Below are 24,923 nucleotides of genomic sequence, written 5' to 3'. Positions count from 1 at the left end.
GCGTTGGGGAAAGGTGGCACACGCGGCATGCCACGTGTGAACTCTCGGTCGGAAGGAGTCTGGGGTGGTACGACTGAAGATCCGCGTCCTGGGGGGCTTCGAGGTCCTGCGAGAGGCGGATGGCGAGCCGATTCGACTCCATTCCCGCAAGCTCGACGGCCTCCTCGCCTACGTGGCGATGGGTCCGGGGCAGGGCCGCTCGCGCGAGACGCTGGCGACCCTGCTGTGGGATCGCAGCGGCGAGGACCAGGCGCGGGCCAGCCTGCGCCAGGCGCTGGCGGTGTTGCGCAAGTCGATCGACGCCCCGCAGGGGCATCTTCTCGTCGCCGATCGTGACCGCATCGCGTTGTCGCCCGATGCCGTCTGGGTCGACGCCGACGCCTTCCAGCGGCTGATCGCCGAGGGCACGATCGAGGCGCTGCAGCAGGCGGTGTCGCTCTACCGGGGCCGCTTTCTCGATGGCTCGAGCCTGCCCTCTTCGGCGTTCGAGGAGTGGGTGCGCGGCGAGTGTCAGCGGCTCGAGGATCTCGCCCTGAGGGCACTGGAGAAGCTGCTCGAGCACCACGGCGCGCGTGCGGATGTCGATGCGACGCTCGAGGTGGCCCACCGCATGCTCGCGATCGATCCTCTGCACGAGAAGGCTCATCGCGCCCTGATCGCCCTCGGGGCCGAACAGGGCGCGCGCGGCGCGGCCCTGGAACACTTCGAACGCTACCGCAACGCGCTGCAGCGGGAACTGGGGCTGGAGCCGGACGCGCAGATGCGAGCGCTCGCGCACACGCTGCGCCCCGACGAGTGGAAGGCGGTGACGACGCGACCACCCACGGCAGAGTCCGCGGGGCCACGCGGCGCGCTCGGCGTGGACGGGCTTTCCGTGCAGGCGACGACGCCGGGCGAAGCTGGCACCGACGACGCGCCTGAGGCGGCGTACGGGGGCGGCAGCCGCTGGGTGACCCTTCTGTCGTGCAGCCTGGCCGACGCCGCCGCGATGTCGGTCCGCCTCGACTCGGAGGACCTGGGCAAGGTCATCGCGGCGTTCCGCACCTGCTGCGAGCGCGTGATCGCCCGATGCGGGGGGCACGTCCTGCACCACCACCTGGGTCCGTCCGTGTCCGCCTGCTTCGGTTATCCGCGGGCGGACGAGCACGGCGCGGAGCGGGCGGTGCGCGCGGCTCTCGAGATCGTGGCGCAGGTCGGCCAGCTGACGTCGCTGCCGGAGCCCGCGCTGCGCACCTGCGTCGGGGTGGCCAGCGGTCACGTCGTCGTGACCGAGCGGGCCCTGGCAACCGGAACGCGCGAGATCACCGTTGCGGGCGCGGGATCGCACATCGTGGCCGCACTCCGGACCGCGGCAGCGCCGGGCGACGTGCTCGTCGCCTCGAGCACGAAGACCACGCTCGGCGCGTTGTTCGAGTGCGAGGACCTCGGAACCCGGCCGATCGAGGGGGCGGCCGCGCCGGTGCGTGTCTGGCGGGTGCTTGCCGAGCGCCACGGGCCGAACCGGTTCGCCGCGACGCGTGCGTCGGCGACGCTCGCGCCGCTGGTCGGACGCGAGGAGGACCTGGACCTGCTCGCGCGCCGGTGGCGGCAGGCGCGTGCCGGTGCCGGTCAGGTGGTGGTGCTCGTCGGTGAACCTGGCATCGGCAAGTCGCGCCTCGTCGAGGCGCTTCGACAGTCGCTGCGTGTCGAGCCCGTCCTGCAGATTGCGTACTACGGCTCGCCGCATCACCAGCAAAGCGCCCTGTACCCGGTGATCCGGCAGCTCGAGAGTGCGGCGGGCATCTCGAGGAGCGATGCCCCGGCGCTGAAGCTGGACAAGCTCGAGGCCTTGCTCGCGCAGGCCGGCGGCAACCGGCCCGGCGAGATTCCACTCGTCGCGGACCTGCTGTCGATCCCGGCGGACGATCGTTACCCTGCGCTGGATCTCACGCCGCAGCGCCGGATGGAGAAGACGCTGGAGACCCTGGCCGCGCAGCTCGTCGGCCTGACGAGACGACAGCCGGTGCTGATGATCTTCGAGGACCTCCACTGGAGCGACCCGACGACGCGCGAGTTCCTCGACCGGCTCGTCGAGTCCGTGCCGAGTCTCCCGGTGCTCGTGCTGGTCACGCATCGTCCGGGAGAGACGATGCCCTGGTCGGGCGAGCCGCACGTCACGTCGCTCGTCATCCGGCGGCTGCGCCGCAGTGACAGCGAGGCACTGGTCGCCGGGCTCGCCGGCGAAGCGGGGCTGCCTGCCGATGTGCTGGCGCAGATCGTCGACAAGGCCGACGGCGTGCCGCTCTTTCTCGAGGAGCTCACCAAGCACACGCTGGACACCGGCCATGCGGAGGACCCGCCGACGCGCCGCGCGCCGGATGCCGTGCCGGACACGCTGCAGGACCTGCTGCTGGCGCGCCTGGACCGGCTGGGGCCCGCCAGGACGGTGGCCCAGGAGGCAGCCGTCATCGGCCGGCGGTTCACCTACGGTCTGCTCGAGGCGGTGTCGAAGCTGAAGGCGCCACGGCTGCAGGCCGCGCTGGCCAGGCTCTGCGAGGCCGAGCTCGTCCATGCGCAAGGCACGCCGCCGGAGGCCAGCTACAGCTTCAAGCACGCGCTGATCCAGGAGGCTGCCAGCGCGAGCCTGCTGCGGTCCGACCGTGCACCGCTGCATGGACGGATCGCCGTCGCCCTCGAGGAGCGCTTCCCCGAGATGAAGGACGCGCAGCCGGAGGTGATCGCGTTTCACTTCGCGTCGGCGGGCGCCATGGACAAGGCCGTCGCGTATTGGCACAAGGCCGGCGAGCTGGCGATGCGGCGATCGGCGCAGCGCGAGGCGATCACCTATTTCGAGCGGGCCGTGGCGGCGCTGGACGGTCTGCCGCCAGGCGCGGCGCGCAGCGGCCAGGAACTCGCGCTGCGGGTGCTGCTCGGCCAGGCGTGGGTGCTGGCCGCGGGTTATGCGGCCCCCGAGGTCGAGGCGGCCTACCGTCGGGCGCGCGATCTCTGCGAAGAGCTCGGCGATGCCGGCCATCTCTTCTTCGTCCTGCTCGGCTTGTGGCAGCTCTACCTGGCGAAGGCCGACGTGGCGCGTGCGACCGATGTGGTCGACCGCCTGCTGCCGCTGGCGACGCGCATGGACAGCACGGACTTCGCGATCGAGGGCCACGTGGCACAGCTCGTGACGCTGCACACCCGCGGCGCATTCGAGGCGGAGCTGGCGCACGCAAACGAAGCCATCGCCCGCTACGACCCCGATGCCGCAGCGGGGCGCATCCAGCGCTTTGGCTACGACGGCTACGTGATCGCGCTGACCGGCGCAGCATGGGCGCACTGGATGCTCGGTCGTCCGGATCAAGGCCTGGCATGGGGCGCGAGGGCGCTCGAGACGGCGCGTGCCATCGGTCACCCCTACAGCCTGGCCATGGCCACCTACACCGTCGCGTGGCTTCACCTGTACCGACGCGAGGCCGACGATGCCCTCAGGCTCGTGGAGGAGTCCATCGCGCTGTCGATCGAGCATGGCTTCGCATGGCCCGAGGCGTACGCGGCGCCGGTCCATGGCTGGGCGCAGGCCGAGCTGGGCCGCGCGAGCCAGGGACTCGAGACCATTCGCAAGGGCCTGGCCGCGCTGGACGGGATGGCGCACCGGCTGTGGCGCCCACAGCAGGAGGGCCTGCTCGCAGCGGTCTTGGCGCGCGCGGGACGCACCGGCGAAGCGCTCGACGTGCTCGAACGGGCGATCGAGGCGGCGGACCGCACCGGCGACCAGGAAAATGCCGCCGAGTTGCATCGGCTGAAGGGCGAGTTGACGCTGCGGCAGGGGGCACCAGGCGCGGCGATGCAGGCCGAGCGGAGCTTCCGGCATGCGATCGAGATCGCGCGCCGCCAGCATGCGAGGTCCTGGGAACTGCGTGCCGCCACGAGTCTGGCGAGGCTCTGGCGCGAGCAGGACAAGGGCGATCAGGCGCGCCAGCTGCTCGGGCCGCTGCACGCCACCTTCAGCGAGGGCTTCGACACGCCCGACCTGCAGGACGCGAAGGCGTTGCTCGACAGTCTGCCCGCGGGACCGATCCCGCGGGCGGATCAGCGCTCGGTCGGCAGGTCCGGCGCCGCCGAGTCCGCGGCCGGCATCGCGGCGTCCCGGCGTCGTCGCATGTCGAGCGCTCCGCGACGGCGAACGCGCTGACGGCAGGCCGGGAAGGTCCAGTCCGAGGCGCTCTCGGAAGTGGCCGACGCGCTGGAGAAGACGATCGCCGCCCTGGCTTGGCGCAAGAAGGCGCCCGGTCCTTCAGTACGGCCAGTGATCGCGCCGCGCTTCGCCGCGCCGCAGGCGCCACGCGATGACGCGGCCCAGCGCGAACAGCAACTCCCGGGCGCGCGCCGGTCGCTCGTCGGCGAACGCCAGGAAACCGTGGAAGTCCAGTCGCAGCAGCTGTGTGCGTTGGCTCGCCCACACGGTGGCCGAGCGGCCGCGGCCGTCGAAGAACGAGATTTCGCCGATCACCGAGCCGGGTGTCTCACGGAACAGGCCTCCCAGTGCCCCGCCGCGCGCGGCCGCGGCGCTGACCTCGAGCGCGCCGCCGACCACGAAGTACAGTGCGCGGTCACTCTCGCCGCGGCGAAGCAGTGCCTCGCCGCTTTCCAGGATCTGGGTTGTGGTGTGCACGAACAGCGCGCGCCAGTCTTCCAGGCCCCAGTCCGGCAGGAAGAGGCCGTCGTCGTCGCGGTCCTCGGCACAGCGTCGGTAGAAGTCGGCCGCGGCGTCGAGGGCAAGGTCGGTCGGCATGGTCATGCCGGAGCGTAGCGCCGTCGCGCGCCATCGAACAGATGCGGCACGCACGGTTGACGATTTGCCACAGGCCCCTCAACCTTGCGGCGTCGGACAGCGCGGTCCGGGGAGGCTCGTCGAAGGCGATGAACAACGTGATCCTGCTGCTGGCCTGTTTTGCGCTCGGCATCGCATTGCGGGCCAGTGGCCGACTGCCGGCCAATGCACCGTCGGCGCTGAACGGCTTCGTCATCAACGTCTCGCTGCCGGCGCTGACCCTGGTCACGGTGCGCGGTCTGACGCTGGAACTGCAGCTCGCGCTCGCCGCGCTGACCCCGTGGCTGCTGCTCGGCGTCGGCGCGGGCTTCTTCTGGGCGGTAGGGCGCCTGTTGTCGCTGCCGAAGCCGACCATCGGGGCGCTGATCCTCACAGGTGCCCTGGCCAACACCTCGTTCATCGGCATCCCGATGATCGAGACCTGGTACGGCGCCGAACACGTCGGGATCGGCATCGTCGTCGACCAGCTCGGCTCGTACATGGCGCTGTCGACGCTCGGCATCGTGCTCGCCGGCCTGTGCGCGAGCCGCGATGCACGCTTCGATCCGAAGGCGTTCGCACGCAAGCTGCTGGGCTTTGCGCCATTCATCTCGCTGCTGGTGGCGCTGGCGATGACGGCGTTGTCGTTCAGCTATCCGGACTGGCTGGACACCTTGCTGCGCCGGCTTGCGACGACGCTCGTGCCGCTGGCGCTCGTGTCGGTGGGCATGCAGTTGCGGCTCAGCCAGATCCGCGGGCGCATGAGGCTGCTGGTGCTGGGCCTGGGCTTCAAGCTCGTGATCGGGCCGGCGCTGGTGCTGGCGGTGCTGGCGGGCCTGCTGGGGCAGCGTGGGCTGGTGATCCAGGTCTCGGTGTTCGAAGCTGCGATGGGCCCGATGATCGGCGCGGCGATCGTCGCGATGGACCATGACCTCGACCCCTCGCTGGTGACCCTGATGGTGGGCCTGGGGGTGCCGCTGTCGTTCCTGACGCTGCCGGCGTGGTGGTGGATGCTCCAGGGCTTCGGTTGAAGCCTCCGGCCGCCGCTGGACTGTTCGATGGCCACGGGCTGCGCATGCCCACGGTCGTTGACGGCGACACCGACGCGGCGCCCGGTCCGTGAACATGCAGGTGGGTCCGATCGACGCCTCACGTCACTGTCTGGTCGTAGACTGATAGCGGGAGCGTCCGACCGATCATGAGCACCGACTCTGGCATGGCTGATCTGTGTGTGAACGGAGATCGTCTTTGGGCTTCCCTGATGGAATTGGCCGACATCGGCGCCACCCCGAAGGGAGGCGTGTGCCGCCTGGCCCTGACCGATCTCGACAGGCAGGGCCGCGATCTCGTCTCGCGCTGGGCGCGCGACGCCGGCATGACGGTGACGATCGACCGGATCGGCAACGTGTTCATGCGCCGTCGGGGACGCAACGCCAGCCTCGCTCCGGTGATGACGGGCAGCCACATCGACACCCAGCCCACGGGCGGCAAGTTCGACGGCAACTACGGCGTGCTCGCGGGTCTCGAGGTGGTGCGCACGCTGAACGACCAGGGCATCGAGACCGAGGCGCCGATCGAGGTCGCCTTCTGGACCAACGAGGAGGGTTCGCGCTTCGTGCCGGTGATGATGGGATCGGGCGTGTTCGCGAAGGCGTTCACGCTGGAGCATGCCTATGCGGCCACCGATGCGCAGGGGCGCACCGTGAAGGACGAGCTCGAGCGCATCGGCTACGTCGGCAGCGAGGAGCCCGGGGCGCACCCGGTCGGCGCCTACCTGGAGACGCACATCGAGCAGGGGCCGGTGCTGGAAGACCACGCGAAGACGATCGGCGTGGTCACCGGCGTGCTGGGCATCCGCTGGTACGACTGCACCGTGCTGGGCATGGAGGCCCATGCCGGCCCGACGCCGATGGCGTTGCGCCGGGACGCGCTGCAGGTCGCGACGGCGCTGATGCAGGAGGTGGTGGCCTGCGCGCGCCGGCACCCGCCGCACGGCCGCGGCACGGTGGGCATGGTGGAGGTGCACCCGAACAGCCGCAACGTCATCCCGGGCCGCGTGAAGTTCTCGATCGACCTGCGCAATGCCAGTGACGCGCTGTGCGACGCGATGGACGCCGACATCCGCGGCGCGGCCGCGCGGCTGAGCGAGCGCAGCGGGCTGGGCATCACCATCGACCAGGTGTCGGCCTACCCGGCCCAGCCCTTCGACGCCAGCTGCGTGAACGCCATTGCGGCGGCGGCCGCGAGACTCGGCCACAGCCAGATGCCGGTGGTGTCCGGCGCGGGGCACGATGCGGTCTACATGGCGCGGCTGGCACCGACCGGCATGATCTTCATTCCCTGCAAGGGCGGCATCAGCCACAACGAGATCGAGGCTGCGGCGCCGGAGCATGTCACCGCCGGCGCGGACGTGCTGCTGCACACCCTGCTCGAGCTCGCGGGCGTGGCGCGCTGAGGCCGGCGGCGCGTCAGCGCGTCAGGCACGCCAGGGCCCAGTCGGCCCACGCGAGCAGGCGGTGGTCGTCGCCGTGGCGGCCGACGAGCTGCAGTCCGAGCGGCAAGCCGTTCGCACCGTGCGTGAACGGCAGGTGCACGCAGGGCAGGCCGAGCAGCGTCCAGGCGCGGCAGAACACCGGGTCGCCAGTGGCCTGCAGCCCGGCCGGTGCGGTGCCGGTGGCGCTCGGCGCGAGCAGCACGTCGTGCTGCCCGAACAGCGCGTCGACGTCCCGGCGCAGGCGGTCGGCGGCCGCTTGATGGCGGGCCTGGGTCTCGCCGTCGATCGCCAGACCCTGGTCGAGCAGGGCGCACAGTGCCTCGCTCAGCTGCCCGCGATGCCGCAGCCGCTCGTGGGCCAGCGCGCGTGCCGCCTCGTGGGCCATGGTCGCCTTCTGCAGCGTCACCAGGGTGTCGAAGCCGGCCGGCAGGACCGCGTCGACGCAGGCGGCGGCGCGTGGCGCGAGCGCGGCCGCGGCCTGCTCCCAGGCGCCCCGCGTGTCGGCGTCGGCCAGCGGCCACTCGGGGGTTCGGCACAGTCCGATGCGCGGCGCGTCCGGCGTCGCGCCGGGCAGCAGGCGTCGGTCGCCCGTCAGCACCGCGCCGAGCAGCGCCGCATCGCGCACGCCGTGCCCGAAACCGCCCACGGTGTCGAGCGACTCCGACAGGCTCTTCACGCCGGCGCGCGGCACGCGGCCGAAGCTGGGCTTGTAGCCGACCACGCCGCAGTAGGCCGCCGGCCGGACGATCGAGCCAGCCGTCTGCGTGCCCAGGGCAAGCGGCACCATGCCGTCGGCCACGGCGGCGGCCGAGCCGCTGGACGAGCCGCCGGGCGTGTGCGTCGGGTTGCAGGGGTTGCGTGTCGGCCCGGGGTGGAAGGTCGCGAACTCGGTGGTGACCGTCTTGCCCAGCACCAGCGCGCCGGCTTCGCGGCACAGCGCCACCACGGCAGCGTCGGCGGCGGGCCGCTGGCCGGTGTAGATCGGCGACCCGTAGGCCGTGGGCAGACCGGCCGTGTCGAACAGGTCCTTCACGCCGAGCGGAATGCCGTGCAGCGGGCCGAGCACCGGCCCGGCATCGAGGGCGCGCGCCTGCGCCAGCGCCGCGTCGGCGTCGATGGCGACGAAGGCCTGCACGGTGCCGTCGCGTTCGTCGATGCGCTCCAGGCAGGCCCGCAGCAGGTCTTCCGCGCGCAGCTCCCGGCGCGCCAGTTGCCGCGCCAGTACCCAGGCGCCCTGTCGCACCAGCGCGGCGGGGGTCAAGCCGCCACCCCACACCAGTCGCGGATCAGGTCGGCGTAGAGGGCCGTGGCCTCGTGGATGGCCTCGACGCGGCAGTACTCGTCGGTCTGGTGCGCCATCGCCGCCTCGCCGGGACCGAGGATGACCGTGGGCGGCATGCCCAGCGGGCCGCGCAGCGCCGCGGCGTCGGTGAAATAGGACACGGTGGCGGGTCGCGGGCGCACGCCGCGACGCGCTTCGCAGAGCGCGAAGATCCGCTGCATCCAGGGATCGTCGGGTTCGGTATAGACGCTGCCGACGTCGAGCAGCGTGCGCAGCCGCACCTGCGGGCCGAGCGCGTGGCACAGGCACTGCAGCACCTGGCGGTGGTCCTGACCGGCGACGCTGCGGATGTCGATGCCGAGTTCCGCCGCGTCGGGCACCGAGTTGATGTTGAGGCCGCCGCGCGCGGTGCCGACGTTCAGTGTCGGTGCGCCCATCAGCGGGTGCGCGTCGGACTCGAAGCGGAATGCCTCGAGCGCCAGCGCCGCACGTGCCATCTTGTAGATCGCGTTGTCGCCGCGTTCGGGCATCGAGCCGTGCGCGGTGACGCCGGACAGGCTGGCCGAGAGCCAGAAGGCGCCCTTGTGGCCGACCAGGGGTGCGTTGCCGGTGGGCTCGCCCACCACCAGCGCGCCGGCCGCGCCGAGCAGGGCGCGCGTCTCGTGCGAACCGACCATGTGGAACGCGCCCTCGCAGCCGGTCTCTTCACCGGCGGTGATGACCAGGGTCAGACCGGCGCCGTCGCGCGCGCAGTCGGCCAGCTCGATGGCCGCCACGGTGAATGCCGCCACGCCACTCTTCATGTCGCTCGAGCCGCGGCCGTACAGCCGCCCGTCGACGATGTCGGCGCCGAACGGGTCGTGCTGCCACGCCGCCGCACCCAGCGGCACCACGTCGACATGGCCGGTGAAGCACAGCGGCGCGCGGTCGCTGCGGCCGCCGATGCGGGCGATCAGGCTGCTGCGGCGCGGCGCGAAGGCGACGCTGCGGCAGTCGAAGCCGGCGCCGGAGAGCAGGTCGGCGAGCTGCGTGGTGCACAGGTCTTCGTGGCCGGGCGGGTTGACGGTGTCGGCGCGCACCAGCGCCTGCGTCAGCGCGACGGGATCGATTCGGGTCATGGATAGTGCAACGCGGCGGCCGCGTCGAGGGGGTGGATGGGCCGCCGCACGCGGCGGAAGTCGAACAGCGCGTAGTCGGAGCTGGTGACGCCACGGCTGTCGCATTCGACCAGCCCGCAGCCGATCGGCCCGAACGCCGGCCGACAGTACATGCGCGACTTCAGGATCAGGTGCTCGAAGCCGCGTGGATCCACGCCGAGACTGGTGAACACGCCGAGGTCGAGCGGCTCCATCGGGCGCTCGCTGACCACCAGCGTGCCGGCGGCGTGGTCGAGCACCACGCTGCGGCCCATGGCCCAGGTCTCGCCGGTGTAGATCGGCCCGGTGATGCGGAAGCGCCCGTCGCCTACGGCGCGCACACGCACCTGCAGCGACAACGGGGCAGGCTGTCCACCCGGCAGGCCGAGCGGTGTCTTGTTGCCCAGCGCCACCTGCAGCTCGCTGCCGACGCCTGCGGCCACGCACTGGGCGACCGTGGCCGGGTCGGCCAACGGGCCCATGCCGATGTGGCGCAGGCCCTGGCGCAGGCATTCCTCGAGCAGGGTGGTGGTGTCGCAGCTGCCGCCGGACATGACGTTGTCACCATGGTCGAGCAGCAGCACCGGGCCGGCCTCGCGTGGCGCCGATGCGCGCAGCCCGCGCGCCCGTGCAACGCTCGCCTCGAGCGGCTCGCTCGCGTAGACGAAGCCGTCGCGCTCGCGCCAGATCTGGCGCGCCAGCTCGTCGGCGGCCGACTGTGCCTGCGCGGCGTCGTCGCCGACCACCACCACGCTCATGCCGGCGTCGCGGATGTCGGCCAGCGAGAAGCCGGCGAACACGCTCGCCGCCTGCAGTCCGTCGGCCTCGAGCTGCTGCGCTCGCTGCACCGCGCGCTGCATCGCGCCCTCGCCGGTGGCGCTGCGCAGCGTGTGCGACAGCAGCGGCGGCTGCGCCCAGGCCAGCGCGGGTCGCCGCCCCGTGTCCAGCATGCGAAAGGCGAGCCGTGCGACATGGGCGCCGGTCTCGAACATGTCGACGTGCGGGTAGGTCTTGAAGCCGACGATCAGGTCCGCGTGGTCGACCATCGTCTGGCTGATGTTGCCGTGCAGATCGAGGGCGACGGCCATCGGCGTATGCGGTGCGAGCGCGCGCACGCGCCGCAGCAGCTCGCCTTCGCCGTCATCGAAGGACTGTGTGGCCATCGCGCCGTGCAGGTCGAGCAGGATCAGGTCGCAGCCGCCGCGCAAGGCCTCGACGATGCGGCCGGCCATGTGCTCGAAGGCGTCGTCATGGACCCGCCCGCTCGGGTTCGCGGTGGCATTGACGGCCACCGAGATCTGCGCGCCGCGCGCCTGCGCCGCCGCGATGAAGGCGCCCAGGCCGGTGCGCGTGCCCTGCGCCCGATCCAGCGCTGCGTCGCCGAAGCTCGGCCCGTCCGGGCCGAAGGCCTGCAAGGGCGTGGGCACCGGCGAGAAGGTGTTGGTCTCGTGATTCAGGCGTGCGCTGACGATCTTCATGACGAGGCTCCGGGGGCCGCGCGACGCAGCACGCGGCCTGCGCGTGCGCCGGTGCCGGCGCCGGCATGCCAGGCCAGTCGGCCGTTGACGTAGACGCGCGCGATGCCGCTCGCCGGGCGCTGCGGCTCGGCGTAGGTGGCGGCATCGATCACGTGCTCCGGGTCGAACACCACCAGGTCGGCGGCGAATCCGGGCCGCACCAGGCCGCGCCCCTGCAGGCCGAAGCGCGAGGCCGGCAATCCGGTCATCTTGTGCACCGCGGTCTCGAGGCTGAACAGGTGCCGATCGCGGGCGTAGTGGCCGAGCACGCGCGGGAAGGCGCCCCACAGCCGCGGGTGCGGAAAGGTGTCGTGCGGCAGGCCGTCGGAGCCGATCATCGTCTGCGGATGGACGAGGATGCGTTCCACGTCGGCCTCGTCCATCGAGAAGTAGATCGCGCCGGCGGGCTGCAGCGCGTCGATCATGGCGTCGGTGTCGAGCCCCTGCTCGCGGGCCAGGTCGTCGAGGTCGCGCCCGGCGGCGGCGGGCCGCGCCTTCGACCAGGCGACCAGCGTGCGCGAAGCCTGTCGCGCGGTGTCCTTGCGCAGCACGGTGGACGAGGCGGTGTAGGGGTAGCAGTCCAGGCACACGTCGCCCTCCAGGCGGGCCTGGTCCAGCAGCGCCAGCGTTTCGCGCGAGCGGCCGAAGTTCGCGCGGCCGACCACCTTGTGGTGCGAGATCACCTGCCGCACGCCCAGAGCGTTGGCGATCTTCATCGCCTCGGTCATGGACTCGAGCACGCGCTCGCCCTCGTCGCGGATGTGCGAAGCGATCAGCGCGCCGCTGCCGCGCAACGGCTCGCACACGGCGAGGATCTCCTCGGCGCTGGCCGCGCTCGCCGGCGCGTAGTAGGTACCGGTGGACAGACCCAGCACCCCGGCCTGCAGCGCCTCGCGAACCAGCCCCTGCATGTGCGCGATCTCGCCGCGGTCGGCCGGGCGGTCGAGGGCCTGCATGGTCACGACGCGCAAGGTGGTGTGGCCGACCAGCGCGGCCATGTTGACGGCGGGCGGCTCGTGTTCGAGCGCGGCGAAGTACGCCGCGAACGAGTCGAAGCGCTGAGCCGGCCCGTCGGCGACCAGGTTCAACGGTGGCACCGCCTCCCGTCGGCCCAGAGGCGCCAGGCTGATGCCGCAGTTGCCGGCGATCACGCTGGTCACCCCCTGGCTGAGCTTGGGCGCCATCGTCGGGTCGGCGAGCAGCAGCCGGTCGTCGTGCGTGTGCACGTCGATGAATCCCGGCGCGAGGGCCAGGCCACTCAGGTCGACCACCTCGCGCGCCGGCGCGTGGCCGAGGTCACCGACCGCGACGATGCGGCCCGCCTCGATGGCCACGTCGGCACGCCGGCGCCCGGCGCCCGACCCGTCGAACAAGAGTGCATCGCGCAGCAAACAATCGTGCTCAGGCATCCCGGCATTACTCCCAATAGACCCCACCTATAGTCTGGATCATTGTCTGTGGACCGACAAATGACCGATTTGGTGCGCGTGCACCGCCGCGGCACAACGATGCCGCCGCGACGGCAGGCGATGCCTGCGCCGATCGATGCCGGGTGGCGGGAACGGGTCTTGCTGATCCGTGTGTGGGCTGGCGGTGCCGTGTGCGGCGCCAATCAGGCCCTGTGCAGTTCACCGAAGAGGAAAAGGACATCATGACGGTTGGGTTCCCGAGATTCAAAGCGCGTCTGCATCAGTTGGCGACTGGCCTCGTGCTGGCGACGGGTGTGGCATTCGCTGCCCCGGTGCTGGCACAGGACAAGGTGCTGAAGTTCGTGCCCGAGGCCGATCTGCGCAGCCTCGATCCGATCTGGACCACGGCATACATCACGCGCAACCATGGCTACATGGTGTACGACGTGCTGTTCGCCACCGATGCGAGCTTCAAGGTCCAGCCGCAGATGGTGGACAAGTGGGAGGTCAGCAAGGACAACCTCACCTACACCTTCACGCTGCGCGACGGTCTCAAGTTCCACGACGGTGCGCCGGTGCGATCGGCCGACTGCATCGCATCCATCGAGCGCTGGGCCAAGCGCGACGTGTTCGGCCAGCGCCTGGGTGAGATGACCGAGGCCTGGACGGCGGTCAACGACAAGACCTTCCGCCTCAAGCTGAAGAAGCCGTTCCCGTACGTGCTGGAAGCGCTCGCCAAGCCCTCGTCGAACGTGCCCTTCATCATGCCCGAGCGGATCGCCAAGACCGATGCGTTCACGGCCATCACCGATGCCACCGGCTCGGGCCCCTTCAAGTTCGTCAAGGAACAGTGGGTGCCCGGCAACAAGGTCGTGTATGTCAAGAACACCGACTATGTGCCGCGCAAGGAGGCGCCGTCCTGGGGCGCCGGCGGCAAGGTGGTGAAGGTCGACCGGGTCGAGTGGATCTACATCCCTGACTCCGCCACCGCGGCGGCCGCGCTGAACACCGGCGAGGTGGACTGGTGGCAGCAGGTGCCGGTGGACCTGGTGCCGGTCGTGGCCAAGAACAAGGACATCAAGGTCGAGAGCGTCGATCCGCTCGGCTCGATCGGCCTGCTGCGCTTCAACCATCTGAATCCGCCGTTCAACAACGTGAAGATGCGCCAGGCCGTGCTCGCGGTGCTGGACCAGAACGACTACGCGATCGCGATCGCCGGCGACCCGAAGAACGGCAAGCCCTGCCCGTCGTACTTCACCTGCGGCACGCCGATGGCCAGCACGGCCGGCTCCGAGGCGCTGACCGGCAAGCGCGACGTCGAGCGCGCCAAGGCGCTCGTCAAGGAGGCCGGGTACAAGGGCGAGAAGATCATCTTGATGACGGCCACCGACCAGCCCATCGTCAACTCGCAGGCGCTGGTCACGCAGGAACTGCTGCGCAAGATCGGCCTGAACGTCGAACTCGCGGCGAGCGACTGGGGCACGCTGATCACGCGCCGCTCCTCCAAGGAGCCGGTCGAGAAGGGCGGCTGGAGCGTCTTCCACACCTGGTTCGTCGGGCCGGACATCACCACGCCGGCGTTGAACTCGCCGCTGCGCGGCGCGGGAGACAAGTCGTGGTTCGGCTGGCCGACCGATGCCAAGCTCGAGGAGCTGCGCGATGCGTGGTTCAACGCGCCGACACTGGCCGACCAGAAGAAGGTCGCCGAAGACATGCAGCGGCGCGCCTTCGAGACCGTGCCCTACATCCCGACGGCACAGTTCATCATCCCGACCGCGTACCGGAGCAACCTGTCCGGCGTGATCAACTCGCCGGTGACCTTCATCTGGAACGTCGAGAAGAAGTAGCGGCCCCGCCGCCGGGCGGGCCCGCTCAGCGGGCCCGCGATCGATCCCCTCACCGATGCTCCGATACCTGCTGAAGCGCCTGCTCGCCACCATTCCGGTGATGGGCGTCGTGGCGCTGTTCGTGTTCTCGCTGCTCTACCTGAGCCCGGGCGACCCGGCTGCGGTGATTGCCGGCGACATCGCCACCGAGGCCGACATCGCGCGCATCCGCGCCCAGCTGGGGCTGGACCAGCCCTACCTCGTGCGCTTCGGCAGCTGGCTGTGGGCGCTGGCGCACGGCGACCTGGGCACCTCGATCTTCACCACCTTGCCGGTGACCACGCTGATCGGGCAGCGCGTCGAGCCGACGCTCGCTCTCACGGTGTGCACGCTGATCGTCGCCGTCGGACTGGCGGTGCCCCTGGGCGTGCTGGCGGCCGCGCGCGCCGGCGGCTGGATCGATCGCGTCGTGATGGCCGTCTCGGTACTCGGCTTCTCGGTGCCGGTGTTCGTGATCGCCTACGGGCTGATCCTGCTGTTCGCGGTGCAGCTCGAATGGCTGCCGGTGCAGGGCTACCGCAGCCTGAAGGAAGGGTTCGGCCCCTTCATCCGCCACATGATCCTGCCCAGCCTGGCGCTGGGCATCGTCTACATGGCGCTGATCGCGCGCATCACGCGGGCCACCATGCTCGACGTGCTGGCGCAGGACTACGTGCGCACCGCGACCGCCAAGGGGCTGGCGCCGCGCACCGTGCTGGTCCGTCATGCGCTGAAGAACGCCGCGGTGCCCATCGTCACCGTCATCGGCATTGGCGTGGCCTTGCTGATCGGCGGGGTGGTGGTGACCGAGACCGTCTTCGCGATCCCGGGCCTCGGCCGACTCACCGTGGATGCGATCCTGCGCCGCGACTACCCGATCATCCAGGGCGTCACGCTGCTGTTCTCCGCGGTGTACGTGCTGGTCAACCTGCTGGTCGACCTCAGCTACTCGCTGTTCGATCCTCGCATCCGCTACTGAGCCGATGAGCATGTCGACGAGCGCCTCAGCCGTGATCATCGCGCCCCGCTCGGTGTCGCCGACCTGGCTGCGCTTCAAGGACGCGCTGCGCCGCCATCCCACCGCCATTGCCGGCGCAGTGGTGCTGGTACTGATGGTCTGCGTGGCGCTGTTCGCGCCCTGGCTCGGCACGACCGACCCGCTGGCGCTTTCGCCTGTCCGGCGCCTCAAGCCGCCGTCGGCCGAACACTGGTTCGGCACCGACATGATCGGCCGCGATGTCTACAGCCGGGTGGTCTACGGCACGCGGGTGTCGCTGTCGGTGGGCCTGGCGGTGGCGCTGCTGGCCAGCGTGATCGGCCTGGCCGTCGGACTGGTGACGGGCTACCTGCGCTGGCTGGACGCGGTGGTGATGCGTGTCATGGATGGGCTGATGTCGATCCCGTCGGTGCTGCTGGCGATCGCGCTGATCTCGCTGACCAAGGCCAGCCTGCAGAACGTGATCGTCGCCATTGCCATCACCGAGGTGCCGCGCGTGGTGCGCCTGGTGCGCTCGCTGGTGCTGACACTGCGCGAGCAACCCTACGTGGAAGCGGCCACGGCCTCGGGCACCCGTCTGCCCGCCATCCTGCTGCGCCACATCCTGCCCAACACGGTGGCGCCGCTGCTGGTGCAGGCCACCTACATCTGCGCCTCCGCCATGATCACCGAGGCCATCCTGTCCTTCATCGGTGCAGGCACGCCGCCCAACATCCCGAGCTGGGGCAACATCATGGCCGAGGCGCGCAGCCTCATCCAGGTGGCGGGCACCATCCTGCTGTTCCCGGGAATCTTCCTGTCGATCACGGTGCTGTCGGTCAACCTGCTCGGTGACGGCATGCGCGATGCGCTCGACCCCCGACTGGCGCGCCGGATGTGAGCATGGCGCAGCCTCGACCTCTCTTGCGCGTCGACGACCTGAAGACGCACTTCCACACCCGCGACGGCGTGGTGCGCGCCGTCGACGGCGTGAGCTTCGACGTGATGCCCGGCGAGACGCTGGCCATCGTCGGCGAATCGGGCTGCGGCAAGAGCGTCACCGCGATGTCCATCCTGCGCCTGCTGCCGATGCCGCCGGCGCGCATCGCCGGCGGGCGCATCGAATTCGACGGCCGCAATCTGCTCGAGTTGAGCGAAGCGCAGATGCGCGCCGTGCGCGGCAATCTGGTCTCGATGATCTTCCAGGAGCCGATGACCTCGCTCAATCCGGTGCTGACCATCGGGCAGCAGGTGGCCGAAGTGCTGGTGCTGCACCGCGGCCTGTCCGAGCGCGAGGCGTTGGCGCAGGCCGTGGAGGGTCTGCGCAAGGTGCAGATCTCCGAGCCCGAGCGGCGCGCACGGCAGTATCCGCACGAGCTCTCGGGCGGCATGCGCCAGCGCGTGATGATCGCGATGGCGCTGGCCTGCGGTCCGAGGCTGCTGATCGCCGACGAGCCGACGACGGCGCTCGACGTCACGATCCAGGCGCAGATCCTCGAGCTGATGCGCAAGCTCGGCGCCGAGACGGGGGCGTCGATCATCCTCATCACGCACGACCTCGGCGTGGTGGCCGAAATGGCGCAGCGCGTGGTGGTCATGTATGCCGGGCGCAAGGTGGAGGAGGCCGGCGTCGAATCGCTCTTCGCGCACCCGCGCCACCCCTACACGCGCGGGCTGCTCGGATCGATGCCGCACCTGAGCCGCACCTCGGTCGGCGATGAAGAGGCCGCCCCCAGGCGCCTGGTCGAAATCCCCGGCATGGTGCCGTCGCTGAAGCACGCCACGCCCGGCTGCCTGTTCGCGCCACGCTGCCCGAACGCCAGCGAGCGCTGCCGCAGCGAGGTGCCGCCGCTGCAGGCCTTCGGTCCCGACCACCAGGCCGCCTGCTGGCATCCGATCGCGGAACCGGCGTCGGCGCGCGAGGCGGTTCGCAGCGCATGAACATGGCAGACACCCCCAAGGACCTGCTGCTCGACGTTCAGGGGCTGCGCAAGCACTACGCCACCGAGCAGGGCTGGCTGGGCCGCAGCGGCGGCAAGGTGCGCGCGGTCGACGGCGTCAGCTTCTCCATCGCCGCCGGCGAGACGCTCGGCCTGGTGGGCGAGTCGGGTTGCGGCAAGTCCACCACCGGCAAGCTCATCCTGCGCCTGCAGGATCCCACCGAAGGCCGCATCCTGTGGCGCGGCCAGCCCATCGAGGCCCTGAGCCAGGCGCAGATGCGTCCGGTGCGGCGCGAATTGCAGGCGGTGTTCCAGGATCCGTACTCGTCGCTTAATCCGCGCATCCGCGCCGCCGACATCGTGGCCGAGCCGCTGCGCAACTACGAAAGCCTTTCTGACTCGGCGACCCGCGAGCGCGTGGCACAACTGTTCGAGCGCGTGGGCCTGCGCCCGGACCAGATGGTGAAGTACCCGTTCGAGTTCTCCGGGGGTCAGCGCCAGCGTCTGGGCATCGCGCGAGCACTGTCGGTGCAGCCCAGGCTCATCGTCTGCGACGAACCGGTGTCGGCGCTCGACGTCTCGGTGCAGGCGCAGGTCATCAACCTCATGATGGACCTGCAGCAGGAGTTCCACCTGTCCTACCTGTTCATCGCGCACGACCTGGCGGTGGTGGAGCACATCAGTCACCGGGTGGCGGTGATGTACCTGGGCAAGATCGTCGAGATCGCGCCGCGCAAGGCGATCTTCACGCAGCCGCTGCATCCCTACACCGAAGCCTTGCTCGACGCCGTGCCGGTGCCCGACCCCACGGTGCGCAGGCAGCGCCGGGTCCTGAGCGGCGACGTGCCCAGCCCCATGAAGCCTCCCCCCGGGTGCCATTTCCACACCCGCTGCCCGCACGCCGAAGAACGCTGCCGGCGCGAGGAACCGCCGCTGCAGCAGGTGCAGGCGGGCCAATGGGTGGCGTGCCATCTGCGCCAGCCCGCCTCCATGCCCAAGAAGGAGCAGACTGCGGCATGAGCATGACCAGCACCCCTGAAGCACGCGCCTACGCCAATCCGGCGGCCGCTGCGCCCGCGCTGCCCTATGACGGCGGGCCGCCGCGCAGCCTGACGCGCGCCGGCTTCGATGCCGCGCTGGCCGAGATCTCGAGCTGGCCCGGTTATGCAGCGACGCCGCTGCGGGAACTGCCGGGGCTGGCGCGGCAGCTCGAAGTGGGCGAACTGCTCTACAAGGACGAGCGCGACCGCTTCCGCCTCGGCAGCTTCAAGGCGCTCGGCGGCGCGTACGCGGTGGCCAATGTGCTGCGCCACAAGGCCATGTCCGCGCGCGGTCTCGCGCACGTCAGCTCGCGCGATCTGCTGTCGGGCGCCTTCGACGACGTCGTTCGCGGCGCGACCGTCACCTGCGCCACCGACGGCAACCATGGCCGCTCGGTGGCCTGGGGTGCACGGCTGTTCGGCTGCCGCTGCGTGATCTATGTGCACGAACATGTCAGCCAGGGCCGGCGCGACGCGATTGCCCGCTATGGCGCCGAGGTGCGCGAGGTGAAGGGCAACTACGACGACGCCGTGCGCCATGCGGCTGCGACTGCGGCGGCCGAAGGCTGGACCGTGGTGTCCGACACCTCGTACCCCGGCTACCGCGACATCCCCCTGGATGTGATGTGCGGCTACGGCGTGATGGGCGCCGAGATCGTGCAGCAGCTGGCCGGCCGCCCGGTGCCGACGCATGTGTTCGCGCAGGCCGGAGTCGGCGCGCTGGCGGCGGCGGTGTGTGCCACCTTCTGGCTACGCTGGGGCGAACGACGCCCGCGCTTCGTGGTGGTGGAGCCGACCCGGGCCGACTGCGTCTATCGCAGCCTGCAGGCGGGACGCCCGGTCGTCGTCGGGGGTGCCCTCGACACCGTGATGGCTGGGCTGGCCTGCGGCGAAGTGTCGGACCTGGCCTGGGAGGTGCTGCACAGCGGCGCCAACGTGGCGGTGGCGGTGGACGACGACTATGCGCTGCAGGCGATGCGCGTGCTCGCCGATCCGGCACCTGGCGACCCGCCGGTGGTGGCCGGCGAGACCGGGGGCGTCGGTCTGGCCGCGCTGCTCGCCGCCCGCGATCACCCGGCGCTGCGGCAGACGCTGGCACTGGACGATTCATCGCGCGTGCTGCTGCTGGGCAGCGAAGGAGACACCGACGCGGTGATCTACCGCGAGGTCGTGGGTCGCAGCGCCGAGGACGTGCTCAGGTGAGCACGGCCGCCGTGCACATCGACCCGGCGCGCCTGCTGGAACGCCTGGACAGTCTGGCGGCCATCGGCGCGACCGCCGAAGGCGCGTGCTGCCGTCTCGCGCTGACCGACGACGATCGCGCCGGGCGCGACAGGGTGGTGGCATGGATGCGCGAACTCGGCCTGCAGATCGCCGTCGATGGCATCGGCAACATCTTCGGCCGCCGTCCCGGCCGGGAAGACCTGGCGCCGGTGATGACCGGCTCGCACATCGACACCGTGCGCACCGGCGGTCGCTACGACGGCAACTACGGCGTGCTGGCGGGCCTGGAAGTGGTGCAGGCCCTGAACGACGCGGGCCTGACGACACGGCGCCCGCTGGTGGTCGGTGTGTTCACCAACGAGGAAGGCGCGCGCTTCCAGCCCGACATGCTGGGCTCGCTGGTGTACGCGGGCGGCCTGCCGCTGGAGCAGGCCTACGCCACGCGCGCCATCGATGGCGCGGGGCTGCGCGCGGAGCTCGAGCGCATCGGCTACCTGGGCGAGGCGCCACTGCCCCTGTGCACGCCTCATGCCTTCGTCGAACTGCACATCGAGCAGGGGCCGGTGCTCGACGCGGAGGGCGTGACCATCGGCGCCGTGCGCGACCTGCAGGGCATCTCGTGGCAGGAAGTCGACATCCGCGGACAGTCCAACCATGCCGGCACGACGCCGATGCGGCTGCGTCACGATGCCGGCTATTGCGCCGCCGCGATCGGCAGCTTCCTGCGCCGCTTGGCCGACGAAATGGGCGGCAGCCAGGTGGCGACCATGGGCGCGCTGACGCTGCAGCCGAACCTGATCAACGTCATCGCCGCCCGTGCCAGGCTCACCGTGGACCTGCGCAACACCGACGAGGGCCTGCTGCAGCAGGCCGAGCGTCGGCTGGCGCAGTTCCTCGCGGAGCTGGCGTCGAACGAAGGGGTGAAGATCGAAACCCGGCCGTTGGCTCGCTTCGAGCCGGTGCGCTTCGACTCGGGCGTGGCCGATCTCATCGCGCGCACCGCGCAGCGGCTCGGCCATTCGCACCGCCCCATGAGCTCAGGAGCCGGGCACGATGCGCAGATGATGGCGCGCATCTGTCCCACCGCGATGATCTTCGTGCCCTCGGTCCAGGGCATCAGCCACAACCCGGCCGAACACACGGCGCCCGCGCACCTGCATGCCGGCGCCGAGGTGCTGCTGCACACCCTGCTCGAACTGTCGGCCTGAGGAGCCACCATGCCGAGAATCATCACCGTGGGCGCCGCCCAGCTCGGGCCCATTGCCCGCAGCGACTCCCGTGCCCAGGTGGTCGAGCGCATGCTCGCGCTGATGCGCGACGCCCGGTCCAACGGCTGCGACCTGGTGGTGTTCCCGGAACTGGCGCTCACCACCTTCTTCCCGCGCTGGTACTTCGAGCATCAGCAGGACATCGACGCTTTCTTCGAGCGCGCCATGCCCAGCCCGGACACGCAGCCGCTGTTCGATGCGGCGCGCACGCTCGGTGTGGGTTTCTGCCTCGGCTACGCCGAACTGGTGGAGGAGGGCGGGAGGCTGCGCCGCTTCAACACCGCCATCACGGTCGACAAGCAAGGCGCCATCGTCGCGCGCTACCGCAAGATCCACCTGCCCGGCCATGCGGAGCACGAGCCGTGGCGGCGCTTCCAGCACCTGGAGAAGCGCTACTTCGAGGTCGGCAACCTGGGCTTCCCGGCCTTCCGGGCGAACTTCGGCGAAGGCAAGGCCGGCATCTTCGGCATGGCCATCTGCAACGACAGGCGATGGTCCGAGACCTATCGCGTGCTCGGCCTGCAGGGAGTCGAGATGATCCTCATCGGCTACAACACGCCGGTGCACAACCCGCCCGCGCCCGAGCACGATGCGCTCTCGCACTTCCACAACGAGCTGGTGATGCAGGCGGGCGCGTATCAGAACGGCACCTGGGTGGTGGGCGTGGCCAAGGCCGGCAACGAAGAGGGCGTCGAGCAGATCGGCAACTCGATCATCGTGGCGCCTTCGGGAGAGATCGTCGGCGCCTGCACCACCACCGGCGACGAACTCGCCGTCGCACGCTGCGACCTGGATCTCACAGCGTCCTACAAGAACACCACCTTCAATTTCGCCCGCCATCGCGAGCCCGCGCAGTACCGCATGATCGTGGAGCGAAAGGGCGCGGTGCCGCCGGCCCAGGATTGAGCCCCAGCAGACGGCTGCCTGGACGCCATGCGGCCATCCAGGGACACGGGCGCCAGTTCAGTCCCTGAGATCCGGATCGCTGGCGACGATGTCGTCCCACAGCGTCTGGAACGAAAGCCAGCCAAAGCGAGGCGAGCCGAGCGTCGACGCCAGCCAGCCTGCGTCCTCGGCGGGGTACTGCGTCGGCGTGCCGGCTGCTTCCGCACGCAGCTGGTCATCGCAGCAGCGATTCATCAGCACGAACCACCAGGCGGCCTCGTCCACCGAAGAGCCGGTCGTGAAGATGCCGTGGCCCGCGTGGATCGCCACTCGCTCGTCGCCAAAGGCGCGCGCAAAGCGCTCGGCGGACGCGGTGTCGCGTACCAGTCTCGGCTCGCGGATCAGGGCCTGCTGCCCATAGAAGACGCTGGCATCTTGAGTGATCGGATCGAGCAGGCGTTCGAGCGCCGCCCAGGTCGACGCGGCGGATGCATGGGCGTGGCACACCGCCGCCACGTCGGGTCTTGCGCGGTGCAACGCCGTGTGCAACAGCAGGCCGACTGGGTTGACCGCACCGTCGCCCTGGACGACGCGGCCCTGGTGGTCGACCTGCACCAACTGCGAGGCCTTGACGCGGTGCATCGGAACGCCAATGGGGTTGACCCAGAAGCAGTCGGCCCGCTGCGGATCGCGAACCGTGATATGGCCCAGCAGCCCCTCGGACAGTCCGCGGCGGCCCAGAATCCGACAGGCGGCCGCGAGCCGTTCCTGCACGTGCCGACGTTCGGCCTCCTTCGTCTCGAAGACAGGCGGCTCGCGGGTGGCAAAGGCATTGATCGAGACGGTGGTCTGCATGTGGCCCGCTCTCAACTGGGGGGGCTGCGCCGGGACAACGCAGTGCGCAAAGCGAAGGCACCGATGATGCGCCACAGCGCGAGCAGCGCGCAAGCGCCGGCCAGCGCGAGCAGGCGCGTGTAGTGCTTTCCTCTTGTCCTGGCGTGCCCACCTGTTCACGATGCGGCGAAGACAAGGTGGACGAACTGAGACGTCGAAAGTCGCGTTCGGCTCGTGACCTGCCGCGCGCGCGTGCCGGTGCGACAGTCGGCAAGGGATCTCGCGCGCTGCTCCAATCGTCATGGCCAGGGTCAGCGCCCGCAGCACGTCCGATGGCGGGCGTTGGCGCCTGCGCACGGAGTCCCGGACGAATGGCCGCAAGCGGCCTGGGATCGTGAGTACCGCCCGCGTTGGCTGCGGACGGCAAGCGCTGCAAAGCGATCGGAAGCCGCTGTGGGCGCCTGTGTCAGCAACCGGTCGGAGCTGGACAGGCAGTGCGCATTTTCAGGGATGATGCGGGACTGCATCGTCCGACGGATCAGAACCATTCAAGGTCAGATCCCGTCGACTTGCCCGCCCATTTCACGCTGATTCGCGCCGACGGACCGGACCATCTGGCAAATGCGGGCTGAGAGCAATGAGGGGCCACTCAGTTCGTGCACTCACAGTTGAGTCGGTGCAAGTGCCGAACCTCTAAGTGGCAGACCAGATCGCTTCTGAACGTCACTCCTTGGTCTCGACTTGCGGGACGAGAGCGGTCGATCCGCAGGGGTTGAGTAGTTGCCAGCGGCAGACTCTGCGTCCTCGTATTGAGACCGCACGTGCAGGGCTACCTCGCCATCGAGATGCGAGCCGACGATCAGTCCCAATGAAATCAACGACTTGCGAGAAAAATGTCTGACAGATGACAGCAGATGGCTGTCAATGTGTTGTCGTTGAAAGCGTCTTTGAGCGCTACTTGCATGCGCGGGCTACCTCGGAACTCGACGACGAATATGGTTGTGTGACGTCCGAGGGGGCGGCATTCCGAGCTCAACGAACTCGACGCCGAACCCAAGGGTGCCCGCATTCACCTCGTCGGCAAAGCCGGACGGCGTCGCAGCATTGTGCGTCCGCTTCAGACTGGCTGCTGCCGTGCGCGTTCGGCGGCAAGAAGTCGGCGGACCTCGGAATCCTGACTTTGGCTGTCTCTCAGTCCCAGCGTCGGCTACGACCCTGCAATCAGTAGGTCACTAACGGTTGATCGGTGACGCCGACAAACTACGGCTGGAGCAAGTCGAGTGACCGGTCTGGCCGTCGGCGAACTCATCATCCCGACCCTCTGCTGACTCAGCATCTGCGGATCTGACTGCCGCAAAGCGGGCATTGAGCTCAACTTTCCCGCTCACCGCGGCTCGGCGGGCTTCGACGTCGAGACCTCGCCGTTGGACCGCAAGCTGGTGGTGCAACTGGCTACTTGCGGGTTCACGCAGGTCGGGCTGAGCGTGGTTCACTGCGGCGGGCACAACGGAAACATCGAGTTCGCTCACCACGGGCGCACGATCGTCTCCTGATGGTCGATTTGTGGCTCGAGATACAGGGACCACAGCCTCGGCACGGGCCGAGGCTGTGTCGTTTCAAGCACCGGAGCGTTCGAAAGCGCGGTGTTGTGCCCGCTGCAGGGGCCAAGTCTGGAGGCAGTCCGATGATCTACAAGTCCCAGTGCAAGGCCACCGGCGACGTACTCATGCTGGGCCTGGGCGGCGATGAGGTGCCGCGCGCGATGGGCATCGCCCTGGCAACCCGGGGCGTTATCGAGCCTGCGGCCAGGTCCGTGGCGATTGAGGCGATCGAGGCAGCCGTGGCACGTGACAGCGCGGCGCAGGACCTGTCCGGGCATGCGGCCCGAGAGGGCGCGGCGCCACCCGAAGACGGCGGCATGACCCTGCGCCAGAGGGCGTGGCCGCTGACGGAGATGATCAAGCGGGCCCAGGCGGCCCGGAAACCTATCGTCACGGGCACCTGATCCGGCCCCGGGGCTCGACCGCCGCCGTTGGTCGTCGACGCCATGGCTGGCCCCGGCCGTTGTCGTGCGGAGCACGGCAGCACGTCGGCGATGCCGAGCGGGTCCGATGACCGCGGGAAGCAAGGTGCGTTCGTGGATCTTCACGCTGCGCGAGCGTCGATGTGAGGCTGGCGGGCCGCGGCACGCGATCGCGGACGTCAGGCCCTTCTGCCGCGCCCGTGTGGCGGGCTGCGACTCGCGCTACGCCGATCGTGCGATGCAT

The 24,923-nt window shown here is 70.1% G+C and carries 19 protein-coding genes; 13 read left to right on the top strand and 6 right to left on the bottom strand.

Annotation, left to right across the window (positions count from 1 at the left end; genetic code table 11):
* The first annotated feature begins 64 nt into the window (after nucleotides 1–64).
* Nucleotides 65–4,168 carry an AAA family ATPase gene (locus tag Q0599_RS05180; protein ID WP_298826625.1) on the top strand — a complete coding sequence of 1,368 codons (4,104 nt, stop codon included), beginning with the start codon at nucleotides 65–67 and terminating at the stop codon, nucleotides 4,166–4,168.
* A gap of 102 nt (nucleotides 4,169–4,270) precedes the next feature.
* On the opposite strand, the gene Q0599_RS05175 is transcribed toward Q0599_RS05180, so the two are convergent.
* A complete protein-coding gene (locus tag Q0599_RS05175; RefSeq protein ID WP_298826623.1) occupies nucleotides 4,271–4,768 on the bottom strand; it encodes a Crp/Fnr family transcriptional regulator in 498 nt (165 codons plus the stop codon).
* A gap of 128 nt (nucleotides 4,769–4,896) precedes the next feature.
* Here Q0599_RS05175 and Q0599_RS05170 point away from each other — a divergent pair, with 128 nt between their 5' ends.
* Nucleotides 4,897–5,817, top strand: coding sequence for an AEC family transporter (locus Q0599_RS05170; RefSeq protein ID WP_298826620.1), 921 nt, complete (start codon nucleotides 4,897–4,899; stop codon nucleotides 5,815–5,817).
* Nucleotides 5,818–5,984: 167 nt separating this feature from the next.
* Nucleotides 5,985–7,241 (top strand): Zn-dependent hydrolase, encoded by a 1,257-nt coding sequence (locus Q0599_RS05165; protein ID WP_298826618.1) that lies wholly within the window; start codon nucleotides 5,985–5,987, stop codon nucleotides 7,239–7,241.
* Between the two features lie 13 nt (nucleotides 7,242–7,254).
* Here the strand turns inward: Q0599_RS05165 and Q0599_RS05160 are convergent, their stop codons facing one another.
* The 4 genes from Q0599_RS05160 to Q0599_RS05145 are packed head-to-tail and all read right to left on the bottom strand — an operon-like array spanning nucleotide 7,255 to nucleotide 12,624.
* Entirely contained in the window at nucleotides 7,255–8,541 is a 1,287-nt protein-coding gene (locus Q0599_RS05160) for an amidase (protein WP_298826615.1), read from the bottom strand.
* Nucleotides 8,538–9,680: a M20 family metallopeptidase gene (locus Q0599_RS05155; protein WP_298826613.1), complete on the bottom strand. Its 1,143-nt coding sequence runs from the start codon at nucleotides 9,678–9,680 to the stop codon at nucleotides 8,538–8,540. The genes Q0599_RS05160 and Q0599_RS05155 overlap by 4 nt, the downstream gene beginning before the upstream one ends.
* Nucleotides 9,677–11,176, bottom strand: coding sequence for a M81 family metallopeptidase (locus tag Q0599_RS05150; protein ID WP_298826611.1), 1,500 nt, complete (start codon nucleotides 11,174–11,176; stop codon nucleotides 9,677–9,679). Before Q0599_RS05150 ends, Q0599_RS05155 begins: the two co-directional genes overlap by 4 nt.
* Complete coding sequence (locus tag Q0599_RS05145) at nucleotides 11,173–12,624, bottom strand: amidohydrolase family protein (protein WP_298826609.1); 1,452 nt, start codon at nucleotides 12,622–12,624, stop codon at nucleotides 11,173–11,175. Before Q0599_RS05145 ends, Q0599_RS05150 begins: the two co-directional genes overlap by 4 nt.
* Nucleotides 12,625–12,938: 314 nt before the next feature.
* On the opposite strand from Q0599_RS05145, the gene Q0599_RS05140 reads away from it, so the two are divergent.
* From Q0599_RS05140 to Q0599_RS05105, 8 genes are read left to right on the top strand one after another with little or no spacing between them, the layout of a single operon-like run.
* Nucleotides 12,939–14,471, top strand: a complete 1,533-nt coding sequence (locus tag Q0599_RS05140; protein WP_298826607.1) for an ABC transporter substrate-binding protein — start codon at nucleotides 12,939–12,941, stop codon at nucleotides 14,469–14,471.
* A 55-nt stretch (nucleotides 14,472–14,526) separates the two neighbouring features.
* Nucleotides 14,527–15,468: an ABC transporter permease gene (locus Q0599_RS05135; protein ID WP_298826606.1), complete on the top strand. Its 942-nt coding sequence runs from the start codon at nucleotides 14,527–14,529 to the stop codon at nucleotides 15,466–15,468.
* Nucleotides 15,469–15,478: 10 nt separating this feature from the next.
* Entirely contained in the window at nucleotides 15,479–16,366 is an 888-nt protein-coding gene (locus Q0599_RS05130) for an ABC transporter permease (RefSeq protein ID WP_298826604.1), read from the top strand.
* Between the two features lie 2 nt (nucleotides 16,367–16,368).
* On the top strand, nucleotides 16,369–17,406 hold the full coding sequence (locus Q0599_RS05125; RefSeq protein ID WP_298826602.1) for an ABC transporter ATP-binding protein: 1,038 nt from the start codon (nucleotides 16,369–16,371) through the stop codon (nucleotides 17,404–17,406).
* 2 nt (nucleotides 17,407–17,408) lie between these two features.
* Nucleotides 17,409–18,425, top strand: a complete 1,017-nt coding sequence (locus tag Q0599_RS05120) for an ABC transporter ATP-binding protein (RefSeq protein ID WP_298826599.1) — start codon at nucleotides 17,409–17,411, stop codon at nucleotides 18,423–18,425.
* Entirely contained in the window at nucleotides 18,422–19,648 is a 1,227-nt protein-coding gene (locus Q0599_RS05115; RefSeq protein WP_298826597.1) for a diaminopropionate ammonia-lyase, read from the top strand. The genes Q0599_RS05120 and Q0599_RS05115 overlap by 4 nt, the downstream gene beginning before the upstream one ends.
* Nucleotides 19,645–20,877 (top strand): Zn-dependent hydrolase, encoded by a 1,233-nt coding sequence (locus tag Q0599_RS05110; protein ID WP_298826593.1) that lies wholly within the window; start codon nucleotides 19,645–19,647, stop codon nucleotides 20,875–20,877. The genes Q0599_RS05115 and Q0599_RS05110 overlap by 4 nt, the downstream gene beginning before the upstream one ends.
* Nucleotides 20,878–20,886: 9 nt before the next feature.
* The gene (locus tag Q0599_RS05105; protein WP_298826590.1) at nucleotides 20,887–21,843 is read left to right on the top strand and encodes an N-carbamoyl-D-amino-acid hydrolase; all 957 of its coding nucleotides are present in this window, start codon (nucleotides 20,887–20,889) and stop codon (nucleotides 21,841–21,843) included.
* A 57-nt stretch (nucleotides 21,844–21,900) separates the two neighbouring features.
* Here the strand turns inward: Q0599_RS05105 and Q0599_RS05100 are convergent, their stop codons facing one another.
* The gene (locus Q0599_RS05100; RefSeq protein WP_298826587.1) at nucleotides 21,901–22,770 is read right to left on the bottom strand and encodes a class II aldolase/adducin family protein; all 870 of its coding nucleotides are present in this window, start codon (nucleotides 22,768–22,770) and stop codon (nucleotides 21,901–21,903) included.
* Between the two features lie 1,310 nt (nucleotides 22,771–24,080).
* On the opposite strand from Q0599_RS05100, the gene Q0599_RS05095 reads away from it, so the two are divergent.
* The gene (locus tag Q0599_RS05095) at nucleotides 24,081–24,209 is read left to right on the top strand and encodes a hypothetical protein (protein ID WP_298826584.1); all 129 of its coding nucleotides are present in this window, start codon (nucleotides 24,081–24,083) and stop codon (nucleotides 24,207–24,209) included.
* A gap of 131 nt (nucleotides 24,210–24,340) precedes the next feature.
* Complete coding sequence (locus tag Q0599_RS05090) at nucleotides 24,341–24,661, top strand: DUF1840 family protein (RefSeq protein ID WP_298826581.1); 321 nt, start codon at nucleotides 24,341–24,343, stop codon at nucleotides 24,659–24,661.
* Nucleotides 24,662–24,923: the final 262 nt, after the last annotated feature.

This window comes from uncultured Piscinibacter sp. (assembly GCF_937952055.1).
Classification (GTDB): Bacteria; Pseudomonadota; Gammaproteobacteria; order Burkholderiales; family Burkholderiaceae_C; genus Piscinibacter.
This window is presented reverse-complemented; position numbering and strand designations above follow the sequence as displayed.

Coding starts and splice junctions, on each gene's coding strand:
- Q0599_RS05120 (WP_298826599.1), top strand. CDS start 17,409: ATGGCAGACACCCCCAAGGACCTGCTGCTCGACGTTCAGGGGCTGCGC.
- Q0599_RS05155 (WP_298826613.1), bottom strand. CDS start 9,680: ATGACCCGAATCGATCCCGTCGCGCTGACGCAGGCGCTGGTGCGCGCC.
- Q0599_RS05115 (WP_298826597.1), top strand. CDS start 18,422: ATGAGCATGACCAGCACCCCTGAAGCACGCGCCTACGCCAATCCGGCG.
- Q0599_RS05165 (WP_298826618.1), top strand. CDS start 5,985: ATGAGCACCGACTCTGGCATGGCTGATCTGTGTGTGAACGGAGATCGT.
- Q0599_RS05170 (WP_298826620.1), top strand. CDS start 4,897: ATGAACAACGTGATCCTGCTGCTGGCCTGTTTTGCGCTCGGCATCGCA.
- Q0599_RS05150 (WP_298826611.1), bottom strand. CDS start 11,176: ATGAAGATCGTCAGCGCACGCCTGAATCACGAGACCAACACCTTCTCG.
- Q0599_RS05130 (WP_298826604.1), top strand. CDS start 15,479: ATGTCGACGAGCGCCTCAGCCGTGATCATCGCGCCCCGCTCGGTGTCG.
- Q0599_RS05105 (WP_298826590.1), top strand. CDS start 20,887: ATGCCGAGAATCATCACCGTGGGCGCCGCCCAGCTCGGGCCCATTGCC.
- Q0599_RS05175 (WP_298826623.1), bottom strand. CDS start 4,768: ATGCCGACCGACCTTGCCCTCGACGCCGCGGCCGACTTCTACCGACGC.
- Q0599_RS05125 (WP_298826602.1), top strand. CDS start 16,369: ATGGCGCAGCCTCGACCTCTCTTGCGCGTCGACGACCTGAAGACGCAC.
- Q0599_RS05135 (WP_298826606.1), top strand. CDS start 14,527: ATGCTCCGATACCTGCTGAAGCGCCTGCTCGCCACCATTCCGGTGATG.
- Q0599_RS05145 (WP_298826609.1), bottom strand. CDS start 12,624: ATGCCTGAGCACGATTGTTTGCTGCGCGATGCACTCTTGTTCGACGGG.
- Q0599_RS05090 (WP_298826581.1), top strand. CDS start 24,341: ATGATCTACAAGTCCCAGTGCAAGGCCACCGGCGACGTACTCATGCTG.